This is a genomic window from Nostocoides vanveenii, from assembly GCF_039531165.1.
Taxonomy (GTDB): Bacteria; Actinomycetota; Actinomycetes; order Actinomycetales; family Dermatophilaceae; genus Nostocoides_A; species Nostocoides_A vanveenii.
Genome location: NZ_BAAAPN010000104.1, coordinates 1 through 21,413 on the forward strand (window position 1 = coordinate 1; position 21,413 = coordinate 21,413).

25 protein-coding genes and 2 pseudogenes are annotated in these 21,413 nt (G+C 69.5%); 20 read left to right on the forward strand and 7 right to left on the reverse strand.

What is annotated here, in order from left to right; genetic code table 11:
• The first annotated feature begins 187 nt into the window (after positions 1–187).
• The 12 genes from ABD209_RS17765 to ABD209_RS17820 all read left to right on the forward strand — a co-directional run bounded on the left by ABD209_RS17765 (position 188) and on the right by ABD209_RS17820 (position 12,515).
• The gene (locus ABD209_RS17765) at positions 188–718 is read left to right on the forward strand and encodes a hypothetical protein (RefSeq protein WP_344068850.1); all 531 of its coding nucleotides are present in this window, start codon (positions 188–190) and stop codon (positions 716–718) included.
• 76 nt (positions 719–794) lie between these two features.
• The gene (locus tag ABD209_RS17770; protein ID WP_344068852.1) at positions 795–3,053 is read left to right on the forward strand and encodes a transglycosylase domain-containing protein; all 2,259 of its coding nucleotides are present in this window, start codon (positions 795–797) and stop codon (positions 3,051–3,053) included.
• Positions 3,054–3,058: 5 nt separating this feature from the next.
• Positions 3,059–4,369: a hypothetical protein gene (locus tag ABD209_RS17775; protein WP_344068854.1), complete on the forward strand. Its 1,311-nt coding sequence runs from the start codon at positions 3,059–3,061 to the stop codon at positions 4,367–4,369.
• 146 nt (positions 4,370–4,515) lie between these two features.
• Positions 4,516–4,803: a 30S ribosomal protein S6 gene (gene rpsF / locus ABD209_RS17780; protein ID WP_324386369.1), complete on the forward strand. Its 288-nt coding sequence runs from the start codon at positions 4,516–4,518 to the stop codon at positions 4,801–4,803.
• Between the two features lie 19 nt (positions 4,804–4,822).
• A complete protein-coding gene (locus ABD209_RS17785; protein ID WP_344068856.1) occupies positions 4,823–5,455 on the forward strand; it encodes a single-stranded DNA-binding protein in 633 nt (210 codons plus the stop codon).
• A 201-nt stretch (positions 5,456–5,656) separates the two neighbouring features.
• Positions 5,657–5,893, forward strand: a complete 237-nt coding sequence (rpsR, locus tag ABD209_RS17790) for a 30S ribosomal protein S18 (RefSeq protein ID WP_324386367.1) — start codon at positions 5,657–5,659, stop codon at positions 5,891–5,893.
• Between the two features lie 26 nt (positions 5,894–5,919).
• Entirely contained in the window at positions 5,920–6,366 is a 447-nt protein-coding gene (gene rplI / locus ABD209_RS17795; protein WP_344068859.1) for a 50S ribosomal protein L9, read from the forward strand.
• Between the two features lie 109 nt (positions 6,367–6,475).
• Positions 6,476–7,921 (forward strand): HAD-IB family hydrolase, encoded by a 1,446-nt coding sequence (locus ABD209_RS17800; protein WP_344068862.1) that lies wholly within the window; start codon positions 6,476–6,478, stop codon positions 7,919–7,921.
• Positions 7,918–8,934 carry an NAD(P)H-dependent glycerol-3-phosphate dehydrogenase gene (locus tag ABD209_RS17805; RefSeq protein ID WP_324386364.1) on the forward strand — a complete coding sequence of 339 codons (1,017 nt, stop codon included), beginning with the start codon at positions 7,918–7,920 and terminating at the stop codon, positions 8,932–8,934. Before ABD209_RS17800 ends, ABD209_RS17805 begins: the two co-directional genes overlap by 4 nt.
• Before the next feature lie 2 nt (positions 8,935–8,936).
• A complete protein-coding gene (locus tag ABD209_RS17810; RefSeq protein WP_344069065.1) occupies positions 8,937–10,376 on the forward strand; it encodes a wax ester/triacylglycerol synthase domain-containing protein in 1,440 nt (479 codons plus the stop codon).
• Between the two features lie 26 nt (positions 10,377–10,402).
• A complete protein-coding gene (thpR, locus tag ABD209_RS17815; RefSeq protein ID WP_344068865.1) occupies positions 10,403–10,966 on the forward strand; it encodes an RNA 2',3'-cyclic phosphodiesterase in 564 nt (187 codons plus the stop codon).
• A 22-nt stretch (positions 10,967–10,988) separates the two neighbouring features.
• Positions 10,989–12,515 carry a gamma-glutamyltransferase gene (locus ABD209_RS17820; RefSeq protein ID WP_344068868.1) on the forward strand — a complete coding sequence of 509 codons (1,527 nt, stop codon included), beginning with the start codon at positions 10,989–10,991 and terminating at the stop codon, positions 12,513–12,515.
• A 130-nt stretch (positions 12,516–12,645) separates the two neighbouring features.
• On the opposite strand, the gene ABD209_RS17825 is transcribed toward ABD209_RS17820, so the two are convergent.
• The 3 genes from ABD209_RS17825 to ABD209_RS17835 form a co-directional block, all read right to left on the reverse strand.
• Entirely contained in the window at positions 12,646–13,005 is a 360-nt protein-coding gene (locus ABD209_RS17825; protein WP_344068870.1) for a hypothetical protein, read from the reverse strand.
• 332 nt (positions 13,006–13,337) lie between these two features.
• The gene (locus tag ABD209_RS17830) at positions 13,338–13,487 is read right to left on the reverse strand and encodes a hypothetical protein (protein WP_324386985.1); all 150 of its coding nucleotides are present in this window, start codon (positions 13,485–13,487) and stop codon (positions 13,338–13,340) included.
• A 304-nt stretch (positions 13,488–13,791) separates the two neighbouring features.
• Positions 13,792–14,247 carry an SRPBCC family protein gene (locus ABD209_RS17835; RefSeq protein WP_344068873.1) on the reverse strand — a complete coding sequence of 152 codons (456 nt, stop codon included), beginning with the start codon at positions 14,245–14,247 and terminating at the stop codon, positions 13,792–13,794.
• 111 nt (positions 14,248–14,358) lie between these two features.
• Here ABD209_RS17835 and ABD209_RS17840 point away from each other — a divergent pair, with 111 nt between their 5' ends.
• From ABD209_RS17840 to ABD209_RS17865, 7 genes and pseudogenes are all read left to right on the forward strand, one after another.
• Positions 14,359–15,267 carry an SMP-30/gluconolactonase/LRE family protein gene (locus ABD209_RS17840; RefSeq protein WP_324386987.1) on the forward strand — a complete coding sequence of 303 codons (909 nt, stop codon included), beginning with the start codon at positions 14,359–14,361 and terminating at the stop codon, positions 15,265–15,267.
• A gap of 3 nt (positions 15,268–15,270) precedes the next feature.
• Positions 15,271–15,618, forward strand: a complete 348-nt coding sequence (locus tag ABD209_RS17845) for a GNAT family N-acetyltransferase (RefSeq protein ID WP_344068876.1) — start codon at positions 15,271–15,273, stop codon at positions 15,616–15,618.
• A gap of 117 nt (positions 15,619–15,735) precedes the next feature.
• Positions 15,736–16,050 (forward strand): annotated as a pseudogene (locus tag ABD209_RS19915) (GNAT family N-acetyltransferase); the annotation flags it as partial.
• A 148-nt stretch (positions 16,051–16,198) separates the two neighbouring features.
• On the forward strand, positions 16,199–16,651 hold the full coding sequence (locus tag ABD209_RS17850; RefSeq protein WP_344068879.1) for a glycoside hydrolase family 20 zincin-like fold domain-containing protein: 453 nt from the start codon (positions 16,199–16,201) through the stop codon (positions 16,649–16,651).
• The gene (locus ABD209_RS17855) at positions 16,612–17,520 is read left to right on the forward strand and encodes a family 20 glycosylhydrolase (protein WP_344068882.1); all 909 of its coding nucleotides are present in this window, start codon (positions 16,612–16,614) and stop codon (positions 17,518–17,520) included. The genes ABD209_RS17850 and ABD209_RS17855 overlap by 40 nt, the downstream gene beginning before the upstream one ends.
• Positions 17,513–18,238: an SGNH/GDSL hydrolase family protein gene (locus ABD209_RS17860; RefSeq protein WP_344068885.1), complete on the forward strand. Its 726-nt coding sequence runs from the start codon at positions 17,513–17,515 to the stop codon at positions 18,236–18,238. Before ABD209_RS17855 ends, ABD209_RS17860 begins: the two co-directional genes overlap by 8 nt.
• Before the next feature lie 91 nt (positions 18,239–18,329).
• The gene (locus ABD209_RS17865) at positions 18,330–19,133 is read left to right on the forward strand and encodes a cytochrome b5 domain-containing protein (protein WP_344068888.1); all 804 of its coding nucleotides are present in this window, start codon (positions 18,330–18,332) and stop codon (positions 19,131–19,133) included.
• A gap of 144 nt (positions 19,134–19,277) precedes the next feature.
• On the opposite strand, the pseudogene ABD209_RS19920 reads toward ABD209_RS17865, so the two are convergent.
• Positions 19,278–19,412 (reverse strand): annotated as a pseudogene (locus ABD209_RS19920) (GNAT family N-acetyltransferase); the annotation flags it as partial.
• A gap of 24 nt (positions 19,413–19,436) precedes the next feature.
• Positions 19,437–19,874 carry a pyridoxamine 5'-phosphate oxidase family protein gene (locus ABD209_RS17870; protein ID WP_344068891.1) on the reverse strand — a complete coding sequence of 146 codons (438 nt, stop codon included), beginning with the start codon at positions 19,872–19,874 and terminating at the stop codon, positions 19,437–19,439.
• 74 nt (positions 19,875–19,948) lie between these two features.
• Here ABD209_RS17870 and ABD209_RS17875 point away from each other — a divergent pair, with 74 nt between their 5' ends.
• Positions 19,949–20,320 (forward strand): TraR/DksA family transcriptional regulator, encoded by a 372-nt coding sequence (locus ABD209_RS17875; RefSeq protein ID WP_344068894.1) that lies wholly within the window; start codon positions 19,949–19,951, stop codon positions 20,318–20,320.
• Positions 20,321–20,337: 17 nt separating this feature from the next.
• Here the strand turns inward: ABD209_RS17875 and ABD209_RS17880 are convergent, their stop codons facing one another.
• Positions 20,338–20,637 (reverse strand): PIN domain-containing protein, encoded by a 300-nt coding sequence (locus ABD209_RS17880; RefSeq protein WP_344068897.1) that lies wholly within the window; start codon positions 20,635–20,637, stop codon positions 20,338–20,340.
• Positions 20,638–20,944: 307 nt separating this feature from the next.
• A complete protein-coding gene (locus tag ABD209_RS17885) occupies positions 20,945–21,394 on the reverse strand; it encodes an SRPBCC family protein (protein ID WP_344068899.1) in 450 nt (149 codons plus the stop codon).
• Positions 21,395–21,413 lie beyond the last annotated feature (19 nt).

The window sequence follows — 21,413 nt, forward strand, 5'->3', positions numbered from 1 at the left end:
ACTTCGTGTCGGGCAGACCCCGTGACCGCCAGCGGGCACTTCTCGTGGCCGCTACCGGGCAGCTATATGGCCGCCTCCGGGCAGTTTCTCGAGACCGCTTTCAATCGCGGACGGCAATTGCCCGCACCCACTCGCCGGCCAGGACGCGGCAGCGGAGCAACCCTTCACGCACGCGAAGGCCGTCGCCGTGACCACGCCGGGGCTGCTCCGCATCGGCGGTGTCCGGATCGACGTTGGTGTCGGCGACGACGTCGTGCTGCTCGGCGACGAGGGTCAGGTCTTGATGACCATGACACGGACCAGCACGCCCACGACCGACTCCGAGCCGGTGGCCGCTCGCCCCGCCACGCCCAACGATCTGATCGGCGACTGGCGCTTGACCTACCTTGCGGCTGAGCCCAAACGCACCTTCGGCGACATCTCGGTGCTGCGGATCAGGGCGGGCGATGGCGGCGACAGCCTCGACTGGACGGTGGCATCGGGCTGCCCAATCCGCCAGGGCACCCTCCGCATCACGACCAGCGGTGACCAACAGCAAGTGGCTCCCGGCCGGTCCGAGACGGCGCCTGCCGCGGCGGCGGTGTGCGACCCCAAGGCCGAGGTGCTGCTGGCGGCGCACTTCATGGCCGGTGCCACGTCATACGGGATGACAGCCGACGGGCGGCTCGTGCTCGAAGGCAGCGGGGCGCCGGTGCTGGCGGTCTTCGAGCGCACCTAAAAGTTGGGGCCAACGGGGTGTCAGTCTGCTCCGTCATACTGACGCTTGCCTTTTCGCACCCGACCCCGGAAGCCGTATGCCTGCCTCCTCCCGTCCCAAGCCCGCCTCGCCGAAGGCGTCCAAACCACCCAAGCGCAAGCGGCGCTGGCTGCGCCGCACGCTGTGGACGCTGTTCACGCTCGGCCTGATCGGCACCGCCGGCCTGGTGATCGCCTATGCCATGACGCCGATCCCCAAGCCCAATGAGAAGGCGCTGCAGCAGTCCTCGACCATCTACTACAGCGACGGAAAGACGGTCATGGACCGCTTCGCCAACGTCAACCGGCAGATCGTCGGCCTCGACAAGGTGCCCAAGGACGTCCAAGAAGCATTTCTGGCGGCCGAGGACCGCAGCTTCTACCAGAACAACGGCATCTCGCCCAAGGGCATCGCCCGCTCGATCTGGGTCGGCCTCAAGGGCGGCCCGCAACAAGGCGGGTCGACGATCACCCAGCAGTACGTCAAGAACTACTACTTGACCCAAGACCGCACGATCACCCGCAAGGCGCGCGAGATCCTCATCTCGATCAAGATCGACCAGCAGGTCTCCAAGGACCAAATCCTGGCCGACTACCTCAACACCATCTACTTCGGCCGCGGGGCCTCGGGCATCCAGACCGCGTCCTTGGCCTACTTCGGCAAGTCCGTCCAGAATCTCGACGTCGCCCAGGGCGCCCTGCTCGCCTCGGTCATCCGCGGCCCGTCCTATTACGACCCGCGCCTGGGCGCCGAGCAGCTCGCCAACGCCAAATCGCGGTGGGCCTACGTGATGGACGGCATGGTCAGCCAGGGCTGGCTGACCCCAGCCGAGCGCGCCGCCGCCAAGTTCCCCGAGACCAAATCGCTGACCAAGTCGAGCACCGCGACCGGCCCGGCCGGCTTCATCTCCGAGATGGTGCGCGCCGAGCTCACCACCAAGCTCCAGCTCACCGACGCCGACCTCGACCGGGGCGGCTACCGCATCGTGACCACGATCGACAAGCGTGCGCAGGATGCCGCCGTTGCCGCCGTCCAGGCCCGTATGCCGCAGGGTGTCGACGACCTGCACGTCGGCCTGGCTGCCATCGCCCCGGGCGACGGCGCCATCCGGGCGATGTACGGCGGCGCGCGCTACGGCTCCGGTGATCTCGGCTATTTCAACACCGCCACCCAGGCGGGCCTTCAGGCCGGGTCGACCTTCAAGGTCTGGACCCTGGTCGCTGCTCTTGAACGCGGACTGCCCCTCTCGACCCGTTTCAACGCCAGCAGCCCGCAATTCTTCGAGCAGTTCAAGTCTGGCGAGGCCGGCGCGAGCGCCGCTGCCGCCGCGGGCGAGGTCCAGAACTTCGGCAACCACAACTACGGCGTGGTCGACATGGCGACCGCCACGGCGTTGTCGGCCAACACCTACTACGCCCAGCTCAATATCGAGGTCACGCCCGAGCGCACCCGCGAGGCCGCGCTCAAGGCCGGGATCATTGCAGCCGCGCCGCAGAAGGAGCTCGGCACCAACTACGCCAATGTCTTCGGCACCGACCTCGTGAGCGTGATCAACCAGGCCAACGCCTACGCAACCATCGCGGCCCAGGGCAAGAAGGCCAACCCCTACCTGATCGCCAGCGTCAAGGCCACCGGCGAGTTCGCCCTCAACTACAAGGCCAAGCCGTCGGTCAAGCAGGTCTTCGACCAGAACGTCATGCGGGACGCCATCCAGGCGATGAGCAAGGTCGTCCAATCCGGCGGCACCGGCGCCGCGGCCGGCGCGCTCGGCCGTCCTGCAGCCGGCAAGACCGGCACGACCACCGACAACTACTCGGCGTGGTTCGACGGCTTTACCCCGGGCCAGCTCGCCGCGGCCGTCGGAATCTACAAGGGTGACGGCTCCCTGACCGAAGCCAACCGGATGAACAGCATCCCGGGTGTGGGCGAGTTGACCGGTGGCACCGTCCCCGTCGGCATCTGGACCGACTTCATGCGCGGCGCCCTCGAGGGTCAGCCCGTTGCGGCTCTGCCGCCGGCCGGCAATGTTTCGGGGGGCACACCGACCATCGCCACCGCGGTGCCCTCCTCGTCCTCCTCCTCGTCTTCGTCCTCGTCGTCCTCCTCGTCCACCGACACGAGTTCGTCCAGCAGCGGCACCGACACGGCGACGACCACCGGCACCGGGACGACGACCGCGCCTCCCACCTCGGAAACGACGTCGGCGCCGCCCACCTCGACGGCACCGACAACCACGCCGCCGCCACAGACGACGGACACCCCGAGCAGTTCGTCGGGCCCGATGCGTCCCGACGAGACCTCGACGTCGACCGGCTGATGCGGATGCTCCCCGACGTCCTGCCCGCGCCCGCGACCGCCCTCATGGGCGGGCCGCCCGGCCGGTATGCCTCGCCGAACGGCTGGTGGCGGCGTATCGCCCTGCGGCTGGTCGCCCTCGTCTCGGTCCCGATGATGCTCGCGGTCCTGCAGCGCGAGCACTGCATCCGCTTCGGCTGGAGCGGGGACGATCAGTTCTTCCGGGAGTGCTTCTCCGACCTGCCGGCGCAGTACTCCATCGGTGGGCTGAACACGGGTTTCGGCGGCTACCTGGCCGGGCAGGCGCACCTGACCGAGCCGGTGCTGTCCGGCTCGGTCATGAGCCTGCTCGGGGGGCTCGCGCCGGGCGGGAGCGCGCTAGAGCAGTCGCGCTTCTACTTCTTCTACTGGGTCGCCCTGATCACGCTGCTTCTGGCCGCGACCGTCTGGTGCGTGATCCAGCTCGCCCCGGACGACCTGCAGGCGGCGGCCCAGACGGCGCTGTCGCCGGTCATCGTGCTGGCCGCCGTGCTGTCCACCGATGCGCTCGCCGTGGCGCTCGTCGCTGGCGCCCTGCTGGCCTGGCGCCGCGACAAGCTCACCCTCACCGGCATCCTGCTCGGGCTCGGGGCGCTGACACGCGGCTATGTGCTCTTCGTGGCGATCGCGCTCTATCTGGCCGCCTGGCGTTCGGACGATCTCGCGCGCGCCTACCGCGCCCTGCTGGCCGCGGCCACGACCATGCTGGTCGTCGGCGCAGCCTTCGCCATCGTCGCCCCGGATGCGCTCGCCGCGTCCTATCTGAGCTGGTGGAGCGGCGGGGCGGGCTATGGCTCGCCCTGGTTGATCCCGGCTATCGCGACCTACACCCTGCCCGCCTGGGGCGTGACGCTGCTGGCACTGGCCGGCTGGGGCATCGCGGGCTTCGTGGGCTGGGTCTTCGTCCGAGACGCCTATCGCCCGCCGACCTGGGCGCAAACCGCCCTCGTCGTCACCGCGATGGGCCTGATGGTCGGCAAGGCGATGCCGGTCCAGGCTTCCCTCGTGCTCGTGGTGCTGGCTGCTGTGTCCGGCATCCGCTGGCGTGACTCGCTGATCTGGGCCGGGGCCGAAGCCCTGCACTTCGTCGCCATCTGGCTCTATGTCGGCGCCCTGACCCATGCCGACCGCGCCCTCCCCGGCCCCTGGTATGCCGCCTTCCTCCTGATCCGGATCGCCGGCATCACCTGGCTGGTGACCCGCGTCTGGGACGCCTCGCACTACCCCTCCCGTCACCACGCCCGTGACGTCCCAGCGCGCAGCGCGGGAACGGCCGACGCGGAGCTCGTCAGCCCCTGACCCGCCCGCCCAGCGTCGCGCGATTGGGACGTATGCCGATCCCTCCGTTACCCTTGGCAGGTTGCCCGCGCGAGTGCGCGGCATACGACCCTCCTGTCACGGACCGACCGTGACCGCTCTCAGACCAGAGGAGGCGGATTCTCCGCATGCGTCAATACGAACTGATGGTCATCGTCGACCCCGAGGTCGACGACCGCCAGGTCGGCACCACCATCGACAAATTCCTACAGGTGGTAAAGAACGACGGTGGCACCGTCGACAAGGTCGACGTCTGGGGACGTCGTCGCTTGGCCTACCCGATCAAGAAGAAGGACGAGGGCAGCTATGTCGTCGCCAACTTCACCTCCGAGCCCGCGACCGCCAAGGAGCTGGACCGTCAGCTCGGGCTGTCCGAGTTGATCATGCGCACTAAGCTGCTGCGCGCCGACGCCTGATCCTCGTTAGGACACCCACATGGCAGGCGAGACCACCATCACCGTCATCGGCAACCTGACCGGTGACCCGGAGTTGCGTTTCACGCCCTCGGGCGCGGCCGTCGCGAACTTCACCGTCGCGTCCACGCCGCGCACCTTCGATCGCCAGAGCAACGAGTGGAAGGACGGGGAGACCCTGTTCATGCGCTGCTCGGTCTGGCGCGAGGTGGCCGAGAATGTCGCGGAGTCCCTGCACCGGGGCACCCGCGTCATCGTCTCCGGTCGTCTGAAGTCGCGGTCCTACGAGACCAAGGAAGGCGAGAAGCGCACCGTCATCGAGATGGACGTCGACGAAGTCGGCCCCTCGCTGCGCTACGCGACGACCAAGGTCAACCGCACCCAGCGCAGTGGTGGCGGCAACTTGGGCGGTGGCGGCGGCCAGCAGGAGGACCCCTGGGCCGGCGGTGGCAACACCGGTGGCCAGGGCGGCAGCTCCGGCGGCGGCTGGGGTAGCAACTCCGGCGGCGGCTCCGGCGGCCAGAGCGCGGGAGGCAACTCCGGTGGCTGGGTCTCTCCTTCCGGTGGCAACTCCGGCAACTCCGGTGGCGGCAATTCCGGGGGCAACTCCGGCGGCTGGGGCAACGCCCCGTCCTACGACGAACCCCCATTTTGATGTTGTTTTGATTTCTCGCCTCATCGGCTCGCGGGATCTGCTCGCTTCGCGTCGCAGTTCCCACTCGCCGATCGTCGAGAAACCGCGAGTCGGTTCGCGTCGTGGTCACCTCGCCGCTGCGCGCTCACCGCTCACCCACGTGTAAGTCACCCATCCCGAGTCAACCGCTCGGGCTCTTCACCTAAGAAGGAGAGCACCACGATGGCAAAGCCCGTTGTGCGTCGGCCCAAGAAGAAGGCCAACCCCCTGAAGTCCGCGAAGATCGAGAACATCGACTACAAGGACGCCGCGCTGCTGCGCAAGTTCATCTCCGACCGCGGCAAGATCCGCGCCCGCCGCGTGACCGGTGTCTCGGTCCAGGAGCAGCGCCTGATCGCCAACGCTGTCAAGAATGCCCGCGAGATGGCGCTGCTGCCCTACAGCAGCTCCTCGCGCTGACGCCCGGATCGAAGGAGAAACCCCAGATGAAGGTCATCCTCACCCACGAGGTCACCGGCCTCGGCGGCGCCGGCGATGTCGTCGACGTCAAGCCCGGGTATGCCCGCAACTTCCTCTTCCGTCGTGGCCTGGCCACCGCGTGGAGCGTGGGCGCGCAGAAGCAGATCGACGCGATCGCCAAGAACCGCGAGACCCGCGCCGTGAAGTCCCTCGAAGAAGCCCAGTCCATCAAGGGCAACCTTGAGGCCAAGACGGTCACCATCAAGGCCCACGCCGGCAAGGAGGGCCGCCTCTTCGGCGCCGTCTCCACCGGTGACATCGTCGCGGCCGTCAAGGCCGCGGGCGGTCCGGACCTCGACCGACGCAAGGTGGAGGTCCCCACCCCCATCAAGGCGACCGGCACGCACAAGGCGACCGTCCGCCTGCACGCCGATGTCCTCGCCAACCTGACCTTGGACGTCGTCGCCGGCTGACCCGGCATACGGCACGTATGCCGTGCACGCGAGGCGCCCCGACAGCGGCTACACCGTTGTCGGGGCGTCGCGCTACTCTCCGACGCATCCCCTACGACGAGGACTGCCCATGGATATCACCGCGGCCGAGCTGATCGCCGAGATCGAGGCATCGCCCGACGGCCCCGGCGTCGGGGCGTTCTTCGACCTCGACGGCACGATCGTCCAGGGCTACACCGCCACCACCTTGTATGCCGATCGCCTCCGCCGCGGCGACGTCGGTCCCCTGGAGTTCGCCAAGACCCTCGTCGCCGCGGTGGACGGCAGCGTGCTCGGGGGTGACCCGCAGATCATGGGCGAGGTCAGCTTCGCCGGTCTCAAGGGCCGCACGGTCGATGAGGTCGCCGAGTTCGGGCAGCGGGTCTTCACCACCAAGATCGCCGGCACCATCCGCCCGGAAGCACGCGACATCGTCCGGGCCCACCTGCGCAAGGGCCACACCATTGCCGTTGCCTCGTCCGCCACGCGGATGCAGATCGAGCCGGTCGCCAACGACCTCGGCATCCCGCACGTCATTTGCACCGAACTCGAGGACGAGGACGGCGTCCTCACCGGCAAGACCACGACGGGCATGCTGTGGGGCGAGAACAAGGCCGGTGGCGTGCGCGCCTTCGCCAAGAAGCACAAGGTCGACCTCGCATCGAGCTTTGCCTATGGCAACGGGCAAGAGGACATCGCCTTCCTCGCCACCGTCGGGCGTCCCCATCCGCTCAACCCGCATCCGGTGCTCCGCAAGGCTGCCGAGCTCGCCCATTGGCCCGTCGTGGTGCTGCGCGACCCCACCTCCGCGGGCCTGCGGTCGTATGCCGGCACGCTCGCCGCGATGGGCGGCATCAACCTCGGCCTCGGCGTCGGTGCAGCCGTCGGCGTCCTTCGGCGCAGCCGGCAGGAGGGCATGAACGCGGGCGTCGCGCTAGCGTCAAAGCTCGGCTTCGGGCTGGCCGGCGTCGAGCTCAACATCCAGGGCGAAAAGAATCTCCTTGCGGCCCGACCGGCCGTCTTCATCGGCAACCACCAGAGCTCGCTCGACCCGCTTGTCGCCGGCGCCCTGTTGGAGAGGGACTTCACCGCGGTCGCCAAGGCCGAGGCCAAGCGCGACCCGCGGATGTTCCTGATGAATCTCATCCTCAACCCGGCCTTCATCGATCGCGGCGACAACGCCAAGGCGGTCGCGACCCTGGCGCAAGTCACCGAGCGAATCCGCTCGGGCACATCGCTGTTGATTTTCCCCGAGGGCACCCGCTCGTCGACCCAGCGGCTCGGGCGCTTCAAGAAGGGCGCCTTCCACATGGCCATGGAGGCGGGGGTGCCGATCGTGCCGATCGTCTTCCGCAACACCGGCGACCTGATGTGGCGCCGCTCCCTGGTCATCAACCCCGGCACCGTGGATGTCGTTGTCCTGGAACCCATTCCGACCGACACGTGGACCAAGGACACGCTCGATCAGCACATCGCCGAGGTGCGTCAACTCTTTGTCGACACCCTGGACAACTGGCCCACCAAGGAGAATGCATGAGCGCGCGCAAGCCCAAGGTCACCGTCCTCGGCGGGGGGTCGTGGGGCACCGCGGTCGCGTCGATCGCGGCCCGCAACACCGAAGTCCTGCAGTGGCTGCGCGACCCCGACATCGCCGAGGCCATCAACACCAAGCACGAGAACCCGCGCTATCTGCCCGGCATGACGCTCACCCGCTCGCTGCGGGCGACCGCTGACCTCGATCAGGCCGTTGCGGCTGCCGACGTCATTGTCGCCGCCGTCCCCTCGCAGCACCTGCGCGGAGTGTTGGAGTCGGTGGGCGAGCATGTGCGCCCGTGGATCCCGGTCGTCTCGCTGGTCAAAGGCCTAGAGCAGGGGACCTCGAAGCGGATGACCGAGATCATCAACGAGGTGCTCCCCGGCCATCCGGCTGGGGTGCTGTCCGGGCCCAATATCGCCAAGGAGGTCGTCGCCGGGTATGCCGCGGCGGCCACCATCGCGATGCCCGACCTGACGACGGCCACGATGCTGCAGGGGCTCTTCCATGTGCCGTGGTATCGGGTCTACACCAGCGAGGACGTCCTCGGCGTCGAGATCGCGGGCGCGCTGAAGAACCCGTTGGCGATCGCGGTCGGCTTTGGCGACGGTCTCGGTGCGGGCGACAACACCCGCGCCATGGTCATCACCCGGGCCCTGCACGAGTTGACCCGGTTGGGCGTCGCGATGGGCGGGCGGCCCGAGACCTTCACCGGCCTGGCCGGCATGGGTGACCTGATCGCCACCTGCACCAGCCCGCTCTCGCGCAATCGCACGGTCGGCTACGAGCTCGGCCGCGGCAAGACCCTGGACGACATCATCGCCGGGATGAATCAAGTGGCGGAGGGTGTCAAGAGCGCGGGCGTCGTCGTGTCCTTGGCGCGCGCACACGGCGTGGACACCCCGATCTTCGACGAGGTCGACGCCGTCATCAACCACGGCAAATCGGTCGAGTCGACCTACCGAGGATTGCTGCGCGAGGCACCCGGGCACGAAGTCCACGGAGAGGGGTGGTGACCATGGCGGGCGAGCGAACGGCATACGACCCGTCGCGGGCGAACGCGGAGGCGTGGGCGCACGCGAGCGAGTGGGGCGCGGCGCGTCGGATGAACGACCTCGAGACGCTGATGTGGCGCAGTGAGCGCCACCCCGCGCATTCGTCGACGACAGCGGCGCTGCTCATGCTCGACACGGCCCCGGACTGGGCGCGGTTCCGGGCCGCGCACGACTGGGCAGGTCGGCTGATCCCGCGGATGCGGCAGCGGGTCCAGGAGTCGGCCCTGCCGATCGGGGCACCCGGGTGGGTGAGCGACGACAACTTCGACCTCGACTACCACCTGCGCCGGGTGCGGGTGCCCGCCCCAGGCGGTATGCCGCAGTTGCTCGCCTTCGCGCAGAGTGCCGCGATGGTGCCCTTCGACCGGAGCCGGCCGCTGTGGGAGGGGACCTTGATCGAAGGCCTGCCGGATGGCAAGGCGGCCTATCTGCTCAAGCTGCACCACTCCCTGACCGATGGCCTCGGCAGCGTGCAGTTGTTGTCCCTCTTGCAGAGCCGCACCCGCGAGCACACGCCCGACAAGCCGGTTGCGCGCTCGGCCGAGGGCGCCGACCCGAGTGCCAACGACCTGGCGATCGACACCATCAACCATCACGTGCGGGCCATGCCGTCGGCGGCGTCGAAGCTGGTGTCTGCCGGGGTCCAGGCGATCACGAATCCGCGCGGCACCACCGACTCCGCCCTGCGTTTTGTCGCGTCCGCGCGGCGCACGGCCATCCCAGCAGCCAAGGGGTCCCCGCTGTTCGAGGGCCGCACGGGTGCGGCCTGGCGCTTCGGGGTGCTCGAATGCGAGCTGGCCGACCTCAAGGCCGCGGCCAAGGCGGCCTCCGGCTCGGTCAACGACGCCTATATCGCCGCGCTCCTGGGCGGGATGCGGATCTACCACGAGCAGCACGGCCTCTCCCTGCGGTCGCTGCCCATGGTGATGCCGGTCAGCCTGCGCCGCGACGACGACCCGATGGGCGGCAACAAGTGGGCGGGCGCGATGTTCGCGGGGCCGATGGGCATCACCGACCCCGCCGAGCGGATCGCCGTGCTGCGCGGGCTCGTGCTCTCCTTGCGGGTCGAGCCGGCCCTGGACTCCTTCTCCTTCCTCGCGCCGATCGCCAATCTGCTGCCCTCGGGGGTCGGGGCAGCCGCCGCCAAGGTGTCGGCGTCAGCCGATATGTCGGCCTCGAATGTGCCCGGCTTGCCCTATCAGACCTATATGGCCGGGGCCAAGGTGGAGCGGGTTTTCCCCTTCGGCCCCCTCCCAGGCGTCGCCGTCATGGCCGCGATGGTCACCCACGGCGGCACGTGCGGCGTCGGCTTCAATATGGACGGCTCGGTCATCCACGACACCGACCGGTTGGTTGAGTGCATGGGCGACGGGTTCGAGGAAGTCCTCGCCCTCGGCGGCTGAGGCCGGCGTCCGGGTACGGTCGGCGGATGCGCATGTTCGTGGCCGTCATCCCGCCTGCGGAGGTGATCGAGGATCTGGAGGAGTTCCTGGAACCGCGCCGCGAGGCGGGCCCCGACCTGCGCTGGACCGATCCCGAGCAGCTGCACCTGACGCTCGCCTTCCTTCCCGAGGTGAGCCCGGCCAGCGTGGACCGGCTGATCTATGCCCTCGGTGAGCGGCTGGCCAGCGTGCCGGCACTTGCCGTCCGCCTGGCCGAGGGCGGCGCCTTCCCCAATCCGTATGCCGCGCGGGTCCTCTTCGCCGGCGTCGCCGGCGCCGAGGGTCGGCTGGAGTCGCTGGCTCGCGCTGCCCGGGGTGGCTGCGTGCGCGCCGGCGCGGGGGTCGACGGTGGCCGCTTCCATCCCCACGTCACGATCGCTCGGTCCAAGCGTCCGCTGGAGGCGACCCGCTGGATCCGTGTGCTGCAGGCCTACGACGGTCCCGGGTGGGTCGCCGACGAGGTCGCGCTGATCGAATCGCATCTCGGCGAGGGCCGCGGCCGGCGCCCACGGTATGAGCGCGTGGCCACCGTCCCGCTCGCATCGGCGTGACCCGCTCCGGCAGGATTGACCCATGACTCGACACGTCGCCGTCGCCGCCACCGGACCCGTTGCCGTCGACGCCGGGCTCACCGCGGTGCGCGCGGGCGGCAACGCGGTCGACGCGGCCATCGCAGCGATGTGCGTGGCGATGACGACCGAGCCGGGGGTGGTCAGCCCGATGGGCGGTGGGTTCGTCACCATTTGGCCGGCCGGCGAGGAGCCCGAAACCATCGACGGCAATGTCGCGATGCCGGGCCGGGGCCTGCCCGAGGACCGCTTCGGCCAGGGCCTGCGTCAGTTCGACCTGGCCTACGGCGGTGGCATAACGATCTTCGGCGGCTGGGGATCCGCGGGCATCCCCGGAGCCTTGTCCGCACTGCAACTCGCGCACGACCGTCATGGCAGCGGCGCTTGGGCGCAAGCCATCGAGCCAGCGGAAACCGCTGCACGCGAAGGATTTCGGCTCGGCTCGGCGGCCGCGAGCTATCTCGCCCTGACCACCGACAACCTCTTCGGCTGGGATCGTGAGACGACAGCGACACTGACGCGCGCCGACGGCACCCACCTGCAGGCCGGTGACAAGATCCGCGATACCGCACTCGCCGACAGCTGGGCGCGCATCGGCGAGCATGGCGCCGGGGATCTCTACACCGGGGAGATCGGCCGACGACTCGCGGACGCTTGCGCCGCCAATGGCGGGCTGATCACTGCGGAGGATCTCGCGGCATACGAGCCGATCGTCCGTCAGCCGCTGCGAATGTCGTTGGGGGACTGGGATATTGCCACCAACCCGCCGCCGAGCATCGGCGGCCCCATGCTCGCCGTGATGCTCTCGGAGTTGGTTCGCCGCGGACGCATCGAGTGGGCTGACATCATCGAGGTCCAGCAGGCCGTGCTCACCTATCGATCCACTGTGCACGACTATTCGCCGGACCTGGAGGAGGACGGCTACCTGATGCTCGAGACGGTGCGCGAGGCCGGGCTGAAGGGCCTCTCGACGTCCCAGTCGACCGCACACGTCAGCGCCGTCGACAGCGACGGGCTCGCCTGCGCCATCACGGCATCGAGCGGATACTCTTCCGGCGCAACGGTTCCCGGCACGGGGTTGCTGCTCAACAACTGCCTCGGCGAGCCCGAGCTCAACCGGCTCGGACTGCACGCCCTCACACCCGGCACGAGGCTCGCCTCGAATATGGCCCCGTCGGTCGGCCGCAGCGCCCGCGGCGACGTGCTCGCGATCGGCAGCCCCGGGGCCGACCGGATCACGACCGCATTGATGCAGGTCCTGGCCCGCCACTGCCTCACCGGCCTGCCGCTCGGCGAAGCGATCGCGGTACCGCGCGTGCACGTGCGGGTCGTCAAGGACGAGCCGACCCGGATCGAGTTCGAGCGCGACCCCGCGGTTGCCGAGGCCGTGGCCAACTTCGGGCTGCCCGGCCACGAGCACGAGCCGCAGGCGATGTTCTTCGGCGGCGTCGGCGGTGCTGCGCGCAGCGCGACCGGAGTGCTGTATGCCGCGGGCGACCCTCGCCGCGAGGCGGCCACGGGCGTGGCCTGATCCGCGTTGAGCCGCGTTGTGGGCAGGCGTGACCCGGCTTGTGCGACGGCCCGGACTCGATGTGGGACCCCGGTGAGCCCGCCGGAGCCGGATCGTTAGCTCGGCCGGATCCGGGTCCGGCTAGCCCCGGCTACCCCGCCGCGACCGCACGCGGCGTGAACGGCCGCCCGCCGAGGATCAGCCGCCGCGCGATCACCCGCAACTCGGCCTCGTCCTGATCGGTCAGCGGCGATTGGTTCTCGGCCTCGATCGCATCGCGCAACTGCCGGAACCCGCTGCCCACGATCTCGCGGAAGACGCCAAATCCTTTCTGCGTCAACACCAGTCCCTCCGGATGGGATTCCACCAGTCCGTCAGAAGCAGCATCCGCAACCGCCGTCTCCAGCACCCGCAGCGGCACCTGCAAGGCGATGGCAACATCGGCCATCGGCGCAAACCCACCAGCCGCCCGCTGCCCCTGCGCGACCGCCCAGACCACCCACCGCCGCATCGCGTCCACCCCGGATCGCGACCCAGCGACTCCAACCACTGATCGGTCAACAGCCGTGCTCCGCTGACCAGTCGCGCCTCCAATTGCTCCGCCGAGGTGCGGGCATCAGGCACGCCAAAGCCGGGACCGACCGCCGCCGCCGAGCGGTCCGTGAGCGGCACCGTTTTGAGCACTAGCCCGACGGCCAAGGCAATGAAGGCGGAGGGCATGGCATACCGGAAGACATCGGAGAGGGTGCTGGCATACGCACCGACGATCACCTCCCGCACAGCCGCTGGCGACCCATTGCCACGACACGTGATCGGTCAAGAACCCGCCGAGCATCGGCCCGATCACGGTCGACACTCCGAAGACCGCGCCGATGGCCCCTTGATGACAAAGATCACGATCGCCGTCAAGAAGACGAGCTTGCGCCCGAAGAGATCGCCGAACTTGCCCGCCAGCGCGGTCGCGACCGTTTGTGTGAGCAGATAGGCCGTCACGACCCCAGCTCATATGCTCCGACCCGCCGAGGTCACCGACGATCGTCGGCAGCGCCGTCGCCACGATCGTGGAGTCGCGCGCCGAGAGCAGCATCCCGCCCGCGACAGCGGCGAACGCCAGGTTGCGGGCGCCAGGCCCGAGCGCAGTGGGTTCGTCGATCGTCAGGTCAATGTCATCGGCTCGCGTCGCAGCGGCGGTCATGTTGGCGCAGTGCTGGCCCGCTGCGTTCGGCCAAGTCGGCGCTCGGCCAAGTCGGCGCTCGGGGCCGCGCTCCCCACCCGGACCTATGCCTGGCGTGCTCGCCTACTCCACGACGCTCGCCAGGCGCTCCAGCGTGCGCGTCATATTGCGTCGTGTCAGGTCCTCGAGGCGGCCCACGACCACCCGGCTCGGCGCAGCCTCGGTCGAGGTGTCCCACGTCTCGGTGACCCGAGTGCCCCCCTCGACCGGCTCCAGGTCATAGCGCCAGGTCCGGCCACCGACCAGGTGACTCAAGACTCCGGAGGCGAGCGTGCGCCACGCGATCACCCGATCCGGCTCAAAGGCGACAACCTGATTCCGGGTCCCATAGCCGACACCCCAGTGCATGTCCATGCCGAAGCTCTCGCCGAGGGCGAGTCGGCGACCTGCCCGCCGGGCGGCGAGCACGGTGCCCGAGCCGTCGAATTCTGGATGCCGCGAGGGGTCGGCGAGCAGGGCAAAGATCGCGTCGGCCGGAGCCTTGATGACGCGATCGACAGTGACACGTTTGGTGAACATGGGGGCCTTCCTGAAGGTCAGACGCTCGGCCCGGTCAGGCTATCCGGCCTGCCGACCAGGGCCGGCCACCCAGCACCCGTCGGCTCGCCACGGCCACTAGGGTGAGGCGGCATGCGCTCGCTCACCATCGTTCCCGTGCCCGGCCAGGGAGCCGAGGATGTGCTTATCGGGGCTGATGGAACGGCATACACCGGCACTGCTGACGGCTCGGTGTTCGCGGTGTCGCCCGATGGCAATCGGATCCGGCGCGTCGGCGCGACCGGCGGGCGCCCGCTCGGACTGGAGTGGCTCCCTGACGGCCGGCTGCTGATCTGCGACGCCAAGGCGGGTTTGCTCACCATGACCCTGGACGACGGGCGTGTCGACGTTCTGGCTGACGCGGTCGACGGGTCGCGGATGCGCTTCTGCAACAACGCCGCCGTGCTGGATGACGGCACGATCTGGTTCACCGACTCCAGCACGAAGTGGGGGATCGATGACTGGAAGTCCGACCTGATCGAGGACACGCGGACCGGACGACTGCTGCGCCTGACGCCCGGTGGCAAGCCCGAGGTTGTGCTGAACGGGTTGAGCTTCGCCAATGGCGTCGCTCGATCCGGCGGCGGTGATTTCGTGGTGGTCGCCGAGACCGGCCATCGCCGGCTGCGCAAGGTGATGACCGATACCGGTGCGGCCAGTCCCTTCGTCGACGACCTGCCCGCCCACCCCGACAACATTGCCCTCGGCACCGACGGCCTGATCTGGGTGACCTATGCATCGCCGGCCGACCCCGCGCTGGCGTTCCTGCAGACCAAGGCCAAGCCGTGGGTCAAGGCCGCGGTGCTGCGCGCACCCGAGGCGCTCAAACCCAAGCCGAAGCGCACGGCGCGCGTGGCGGCATACGGACCGGACGGCACGCTCGCGCACGACATCGAATGCGACGCCACCGGGTGGCACATGGCCACCGGTGTGCGCGAGCATGACGGCCGCGTCTGGCTGGGCAGCCTGGTCGAGCCGGCCCTCGCGTGGTTCGCCCGGTGAGCCTTGGCTCCCCTGATCCTGAGCGACACGCTCGAGCTCAGCGCCGACCTCACTCAGCTCGGCGACGCGGCCTTCGACCGCGAACCGCTGGGCGGCGGCCCGCTCGTGCGGCTCCTGCTCACGCGTCCGGGCCAGGCCCGTCACCTCTCCGTGATCGCCAATGACGGCGGCCGGTTGGCCGGATGGATCATTGGATCGCACTCGGGCACAACGGGTTTCATCGATGCGTTCGCCGTTGGGCCGAGTCATCGGCGGCGCGGCGTCGCCACGGCACTGCTCGCCGAGCTTGAGTCGCGCTTGCGGTCCGTCGGTGCTCACGAGTTCGCGGTGGGTGGCACCGACCGGTTCTAGGCCTGGCCCGGCGTGGACTCCGGCTATGCAGAGGCGCACGCCCTGCTGGCGGCTCGCGGCTACCGCGTCGTGGACCGGATCAGCAATATGGACGTCGCCCTCGACGGCGATTTCCGTATGCCGTCCCTCCCCCTCGCGAGTCCGCTCGGCCCGGTCTCGGCCCGGCGAGCGACCGCAGCCGACGCGGCGGCGCTGGCCGAGTTCGCGGCTCGGGATTTCCCCGACACGCCCTGGCAGCACGAAGTGCTCGTCGCCCTCGCCCACGACCCGCCGGGAGTGCACCTGGGCACGCTGCCGGACGGTCGGGTCGTCGGCTTTGCGTGCCATGGCACCTATCGACCGGATTGGTTCGGGCCGCTGGGCACCATGGGAGACGTTCGCGGCAGTGGTCTCGGGGCGGCCCTGCTGACGCGCTGCCTCGCCGATCTCGCTGCGGCAGGCCACCCCGAGGCCCAGATCTGCTGGATCGGACCGGCCGACTTCTCTACCCGAACGGTCGGGGCGCGGATCCGGGCCAGTTCACCGTCTTTGGGCGCACCCCCCATGGTGGGCCAGCCGGTGCGGCTGAGAGGGTGCCCTCATGACGGCGCTCGCTGTTGTCCCACTGCCACAGAGCGTGACCGAGACCGGCGAGAGCTGGCGGCTCGACAGCGACGTGACCATAACGGCGACCGGTCCCGATGGCCTGGTCGCACCCGTCGCCGAGCTACTCGAAACCTATCTGCGCGGGCCGGGCGTCAACGTCCGCCGCACCAGCCAGACGGGTGCCAGCGGCATACGGATCGTGTTGACGCACAACGGATCAGGCGATGAGTCCTATCGCCTGACGACCGGCTCGGCAGGCTGCGTCATCGCGGCCGGCTCCCCCGCCGGGCTCGGGCACGGCATCCAGACGTTGCGCCAACTCCTGCCCGCTGCCTGGCTCGATGCGGCGGCACCGCGAGGGACGGCAGAGGTCCCGGGCGTCGTGATCGAGGACGCCCCGGCCTATGAGTGGCACCGCATGCCGGCGCGTACACCCGTGCCGAGTTGACCGACCTGGTCGCCTGCGCCGAGGCGCGGGGGATCGTGATCGTCCCCGAGATCGACCTTCCCGGGCATACGACCGCGGCCCTGGCGGCCTATCCGGAGCTCGGCAACACCGACGTCTCCGGGCCGCATGGCGTCTCGTGCGTGTGGGGTGTGCACGACACCTTTCTCAACCTCGATCCCGCGACGCTGGGCTTCTGCGAGGACGTGCTCGCCGAGACGCTCGCGATCTTCCCCTCCCCGTGGATCCACATCGGTGGCGACGAGTGCCCGACCACCGAGTGGGAGCGGAGCGCGGCGGCTCGGGCGCGGTGTCGCGCCTTCGGGATTGACGGCGTCGAGCGGACCCAGGCCTTTGTCACCACGCGCCTGACCGACTGGCTGCGCGCGCGTGGACGGCGAGCCGTCGTCTGGGACGAGGCTGCCGATGACGACCTCGCCCGCGACGTCATCGTCATGGCCTGGCGGCACCGGCGCTTCGGGCTCGGCGCGGCCGCCCGCGGGCACGACGTCGTCATGACCCCTTGTGACGCAACCTATTTCGACTGGTATCAGTCCGACGCGGCGGGTGAACCGCCGGCTCAGCCGGGCGTCACAACGCTTGCCACGGCATACGGCTATGCGCCGCGGCCGGCCGAGGCACCCCGCGAGGTGCGCGAGCGCATCATCGGCGCGCAAGGCGCACTCTGGGGCGAATATCTGCCGACCACCGAACGCCTAGACGACATGGCCTTCCCTCACCTGTCTGCACTCGCCGAACGTGCCTGGCGCGAGCAGCCGACGACGTATGCCGATTTCACCCACCGCGCCCGCGTGCAGTTGGAGCGCCTGGCCGTGCTCGGCATCCGCGGCAGGACGCTCCCCGGTGCATAGCGCCCGGCGCCCGGCGCGCCTGTGGTGGTTGGGGCTGCCCGCGGTGCCCGTGCAGGGGTGGTGGCTGCAACGGACCATTCCGCGCTTCGCCGATGCCGATGCCGATGGCGTGAGCGGCGTGGTCGGCACTGGTCCGCGCCGGATGCGGGTCGTCGCGCTCGGTGACAGCGTCACGGCCGGCTATGCCATTAGGCACCACCGGCTTTCGGTCGCGGGCCAGCTCGCACTGCGGATGTCTACGCGCTTCGACGCGACCGTCGAGTGGCAGTCGTGCGCCGTCAGCGGGGCGACGGCCGGTGAGGCGTTGCGCCTGGTCCGGAGCGAGGCGCTCGGCGACGCCGATCTCGTTTTTGTCTCCGTCGGCGTCAACGATCTGAAGAATCTGCATCGCGCCGCCCGCTTCCGTCGCGAACTCGGGGCACTTCCCGACGCGACGCTGGCGGCCGCTCCGCGCGCGAACGTATGCCTGCTCGGCATCCCCCCGCTCGATCACTTCCCCGCCTTCCCCAGGCCGCTCGCCGACGCCCTCGGCTGGCGGGGCCGGGTCTTCGACGCCATCGGTGTCGAAGAGGTTCGGCGCCGGGACCGGGCCCTGCGCATCCAGGCCGACGGTCCGCTCGGGCCGGAGATGTTCGCGGCCGACGGCTTCCACCCGAGCCCGACCCTGCACGCGGCCTTCGCCGATGCTGTGATGCGGGAGCTGGAGCAATTGGACTAGCGCGGCGGACCGAAACTCGTGGTCCAGTCCGGCCCCGTCCATTGGTCGTAGACCTATGCCATTTCTTAGGTTGAACAGTTAACTTCAGCCCATGGACTCAGTTTTCGACACCATCGCAGGCCTGCCGATTCACCCGCTCGTCGTCCACGCCGTCGTGATGTTGTTGCCGCTGAGTGCGATCGGGCTCATCGCCTGCGTGCTGCGCCCGGCCTGGCGCCAACGCTTCGGCATCCTCGTCGTGCTGGGCGCCCTCGGCGGCGCCGTGGCTGCGTGGGTCGCGGCGCAGTCCGGCGAGCAGTTGGCCGCTCGTGTCGGTGAACCAGCCGATCACGCAAAGTGGGGCGATCGCCTCGTGCCGTTGGCCTTTGCCTTCGGTCTGATCACGCTCTTCTGGTATGTCGCGCAACGGCGCTCGGAATCCGGCACAGGGGCGGGGCGGGTCCTGGGGATTGTCGGCGCGCTGCTCGCCCTCGGCGTCATGGGCGTGACCGTCCTCGTCGGTCACACCGGAGCCACCGCCGCGTGGGCTGGCAAAATCACGTCGACCCCCAGCGGTGCCGGGGCCTCTTCGACGGCCACCTCATCGAGCACACCATCCCCGTCCAGCACGTCGCCGACGAGTTCATCGACCACGTCGGCCCCGTCGTCCTCGTCCAGCTCCGCGCTGACCCTGGCCGTCGTCGCCACGCACAAGACCCAGGCGGACTGCTGGGCCGCGATCAACGACAAGGTCTACAACCTCACCGACTGGATCGGCCAGCACCCGGGCGGCGCCGAGAAAATCATCGGCCTGTGCGGCACGGACGCGACGAGCGCGTTCGCGGCGCAGCACGGGAGTCAGCGAGAGCCTAACGAGCGCCTCGCCCAGTTCCTGGTGGGCACCTTGGCCGGCTGAGCCGCCGGCCGACGCGATTGCCGGCCCCAGGCCGTGGTCGGGGCCAGGTCGTCCAGGGGGCGCTGCAGCCAGAGCACGTCGTGCCAACGGGCCGAACTTCCACCCGATTTGCCGATACACCCCAGCGTCGACAAAGCCCATGCTGCGGTGTCGAGCGACGCTCGCCGGGTTGGGCAGTGCGACCCCCGCGCACGCGGTCCGGAATCCTCGGTCGGCCAACTCCGGCAAAAGCACACGATAGAGTTGCGAGCCCAGCCCGCGTCCACGAGCGTCGCCCGCGAGGTAGACACACGTCGTCGCTGGTCACCAGGCGGTCAGGCTCGACGGCGTGAACTCGATGACCGTGGAGAAGCGCGACGCCATCGCGTCGATCTCCGTGCCGAGCGCGGCGATGCCATCGGCGTACTTCTCGAGATAGGGGTCGCGAATCTGCTCCAACCACTGCGTCGACGTTCGCTCGCTCCTCACCGCGGTGCCACCCAGGATGACGATGCCGTCTCCGGTCGCATCGGCGTGCAGGTGCAGAAGAGCCGACGGCGAGTGCTGCAGATTGCGCAGCTTGACGGCGGACGGCTCGCTCATGATCACGGCGACCCCGTCCAGCCACAAGAACCACACCGGCACGGCGTGCAGTCGGCCGTCGGGGCGCACGGTGGTGAACCAGCCGATGGTGTCGGTGTCGAGCCGCCGGGCGACGGCATGCGCCGGAGCCTGCGAGGAGCCGAGATCGAGGGTGGTCACCGGATAACGGTATGCGGCGTGTAGACCATTCGTCGCGCCAACCGCTCCTCGTCTTTGGCGCCTAGGCTTCCTCCGTGGAGGTGGGGGACGCGGGTGTGGATCGCGCAGCCGTCAGGGCGCGCCTGACCCAAGAGCGGGACGCACTCGGGGCGATGGGCCGCGACCTGGCAGCAAGTTTCGAGGACATCGTCGGCGCCGCGAAGGACAGCAACCTCGATGACGAGCACGATCCGGAGGGCAGCACCATCGCCGCCGAGCGATCGCTCGTCGCCTCGCTCGGACGCTCGGCTGCGGAGGCGCTCATCGAGATCGAGCAAGCCCTCGCCCGCCTCGACGACGGGACGTATGGCGTGTGCCTCAGGTGCGGCGCCGCGATCAGTCCCGGCCGCCTCGACGCCCGCCCCGCCGCCGCGCTGTGCATCACCTGCGCTGGGCGGCCTCGCTGATTGTCCTCGTGAATGCGCTATGCCGCACCTCCCACACACGCGTTGTTCGGGCGCACATCGGGTGGGGAAGCACAGTACGACAGCTGGCCGGGACCCGGCGAAGCGGGTTTGGCCTTCCCGCCGGTCCTCGCCGAATCGCGCGGATCGCGCCGGGTGAGTCCCGGGATCCCGTCGAAGTCACGATCGGTGGAGACGATGGTGTCGAAGCCCGCAGCCAGGGCGGTCGCGGCGTGGACCGCGTCCCGACCGCGAACGTGGCTGCGCGCCATCAGATCCCGAGCCGCACACAGGATGTCGAGGTCGAACGCGTGCCACACGACCAGGCGCTCTACCTGATCAAATTCGCGGATTGCCGACTCTTTGCCGACCATGCGAAGCCGGGAAAGAGGAACTCCTGGCCACCTTCGACGCTCTGGTGAATCTGCGCCCGGCCGGCCGCGCCATCGGCTAGCACGGCACGGCAATCAGCCCGCAGCGGGTGTTTTGCGCCGACCGCCAACACAAGGACGGCCGGGTCGAGAAATACGGGCCTCACGGCGCAGCGAGCTTGCGCTCGATCTCGCGCGTGGACGCCGCCTTGAGGTCGCTCGGGTCTTCACCCGGGGCCGCGCCGGCCGGCCCGGGTCACTGGCGCTCGGCGAGGGTGGCGAGTCGATCGATTGAGGCGCGCAGATCGGCCGATGTCGTCTGCCGGTGACGGGGCCAGCGGGCTTCGTCGGTGACGCCCGTCCAGTCATACGTATGCCGTACCAGCGTGCCGCCGTCGGCGAGCGGCTCGAGATCCCAACGCCAGATGTGGCCGGGCGGCTCGTGGCCGGCGTCGGCGGTGAGCCACGCGACGGTGCGGCCCTCCTCGAAGGCGACGATGCGGTTCTCCTTGGACTTGCCCTTGGTGGTCCGCATCCCGAAAACGTCGCCGACGGCCCGCACCCGCGCGGAGGTCGTGGCGACGTCGAGGTTGTCATTGCCGTCCCACTGGGGCTGGCGCGCCGGGTCGGCGATCAACTCGAAGATGGTCGCCGCCGGCGCGTGCACCTCGCGTTCGGCGATGACGATGCGTTCCTCGGTGTCCATGCGGCCATCCAAGCACGGG

What these genes read in the sequence shown, in the direction of transcription:
- rplI (WP_344068859.1), top strand. Translation starts at nt 5,920, where the DNA reads ATGAAGGTCATCCTCACCCACGAGGTCACCGGCCTCGGCGGCGCCGGC.
- ABD209_RS17840 (WP_324386987.1), top strand. Translation starts at nt 14,359, where the DNA reads ATGCGCTCGCTCACCATCGTTCCCGTGCCCGGCCAGGGAGCCGAGGAT.
- ABD209_RS17825 (WP_344068870.1), bottom strand. Translation starts at nt 13,005, where the DNA reads ATGCGGCGGTGGGTGGTCTGGGCGGTCGCGCAGGGGCAGCGGGCGGCT.
- ABD209_RS17820 (WP_344068868.1), top strand. Translation starts at nt 10,989, where the DNA reads ATGACTCGACACGTCGCCGTCGCCGCCACCGGACCCGTTGCCGTCGAC.
- ABD209_RS17770 (WP_344068852.1), top strand. Translation starts at nt 795, where the DNA reads ATGCCTGCCTCCTCCCGTCCCAAGCCCGCCTCGCCGAAGGCGTCCAAA.
- ABD209_RS17835 (WP_344068873.1), bottom strand. Translation starts at nt 14,247, where the DNA reads ATGTTCACCAAACGTGTCACTGTCGATCGCGTCATCAAGGCTCCGGCC.
- ABD209_RS17805 (WP_324386364.1), top strand. Translation starts at nt 7,918, where the DNA reads ATGAGCGCGCGCAAGCCCAAGGTCACCGTCCTCGGCGGGGGGTCGTGG.
- rpsR (WP_324386367.1), top strand. Translation starts at nt 5,657, where the DNA reads ATGGCAAAGCCCGTTGTGCGTCGGCCCAAGAAGAAGGCCAACCCCCTG.
- ABD209_RS17810 (WP_344069065.1), top strand. Translation starts at nt 8,937, where the DNA reads ATGGCGGGCGAGCGAACGGCATACGACCCGTCGCGGGCGAACGCGGAG.
- ABD209_RS17885 (WP_344068899.1), bottom strand. Translation starts at nt 21,394, where the DNA reads ATGGACACCGAGGAACGCATCGTCATCGCCGAACGCGAGGTGCACGCG.
- ABD209_RS17785 (WP_344068856.1), top strand. Translation starts at nt 4,823, where the DNA reads ATGGCAGGCGAGACCACCATCACCGTCATCGGCAACCTGACCGGTGAC.
- thpR (WP_344068865.1), top strand. Translation starts at nt 10,403, where the DNA reads ATGCGCATGTTCGTGGCCGTCATCCCGCCTGCGGAGGTGATCGAGGAT.
- rpsF (WP_324386369.1), top strand. Translation starts at nt 4,516, where the DNA reads ATGCGTCAATACGAACTGATGGTCATCGTCGACCCCGAGGTCGACGAC.
- ABD209_RS17800 (WP_344068862.1), top strand. Translation starts at nt 6,476, where the DNA reads ATGGATATCACCGCGGCCGAGCTGATCGCCGAGATCGAGGCATCGCCC.
- ABD209_RS17850 (WP_344068879.1), top strand. Translation starts at nt 16,199, where the DNA reads ATGACGGCGCTCGCTGTTGTCCCACTGCCACAGAGCGTGACCGAGACC.
- ABD209_RS17865 (WP_344068888.1), top strand. Translation starts at nt 18,330, where the DNA reads ATGGACTCAGTTTTCGACACCATCGCAGGCCTGCCGATTCACCCGCTC.
- ABD209_RS17775 (WP_344068854.1), top strand. Translation starts at nt 3,059, where the DNA reads ATGCTCCCCGACGTCCTGCCCGCGCCCGCGACCGCCCTCATGGGCGGG.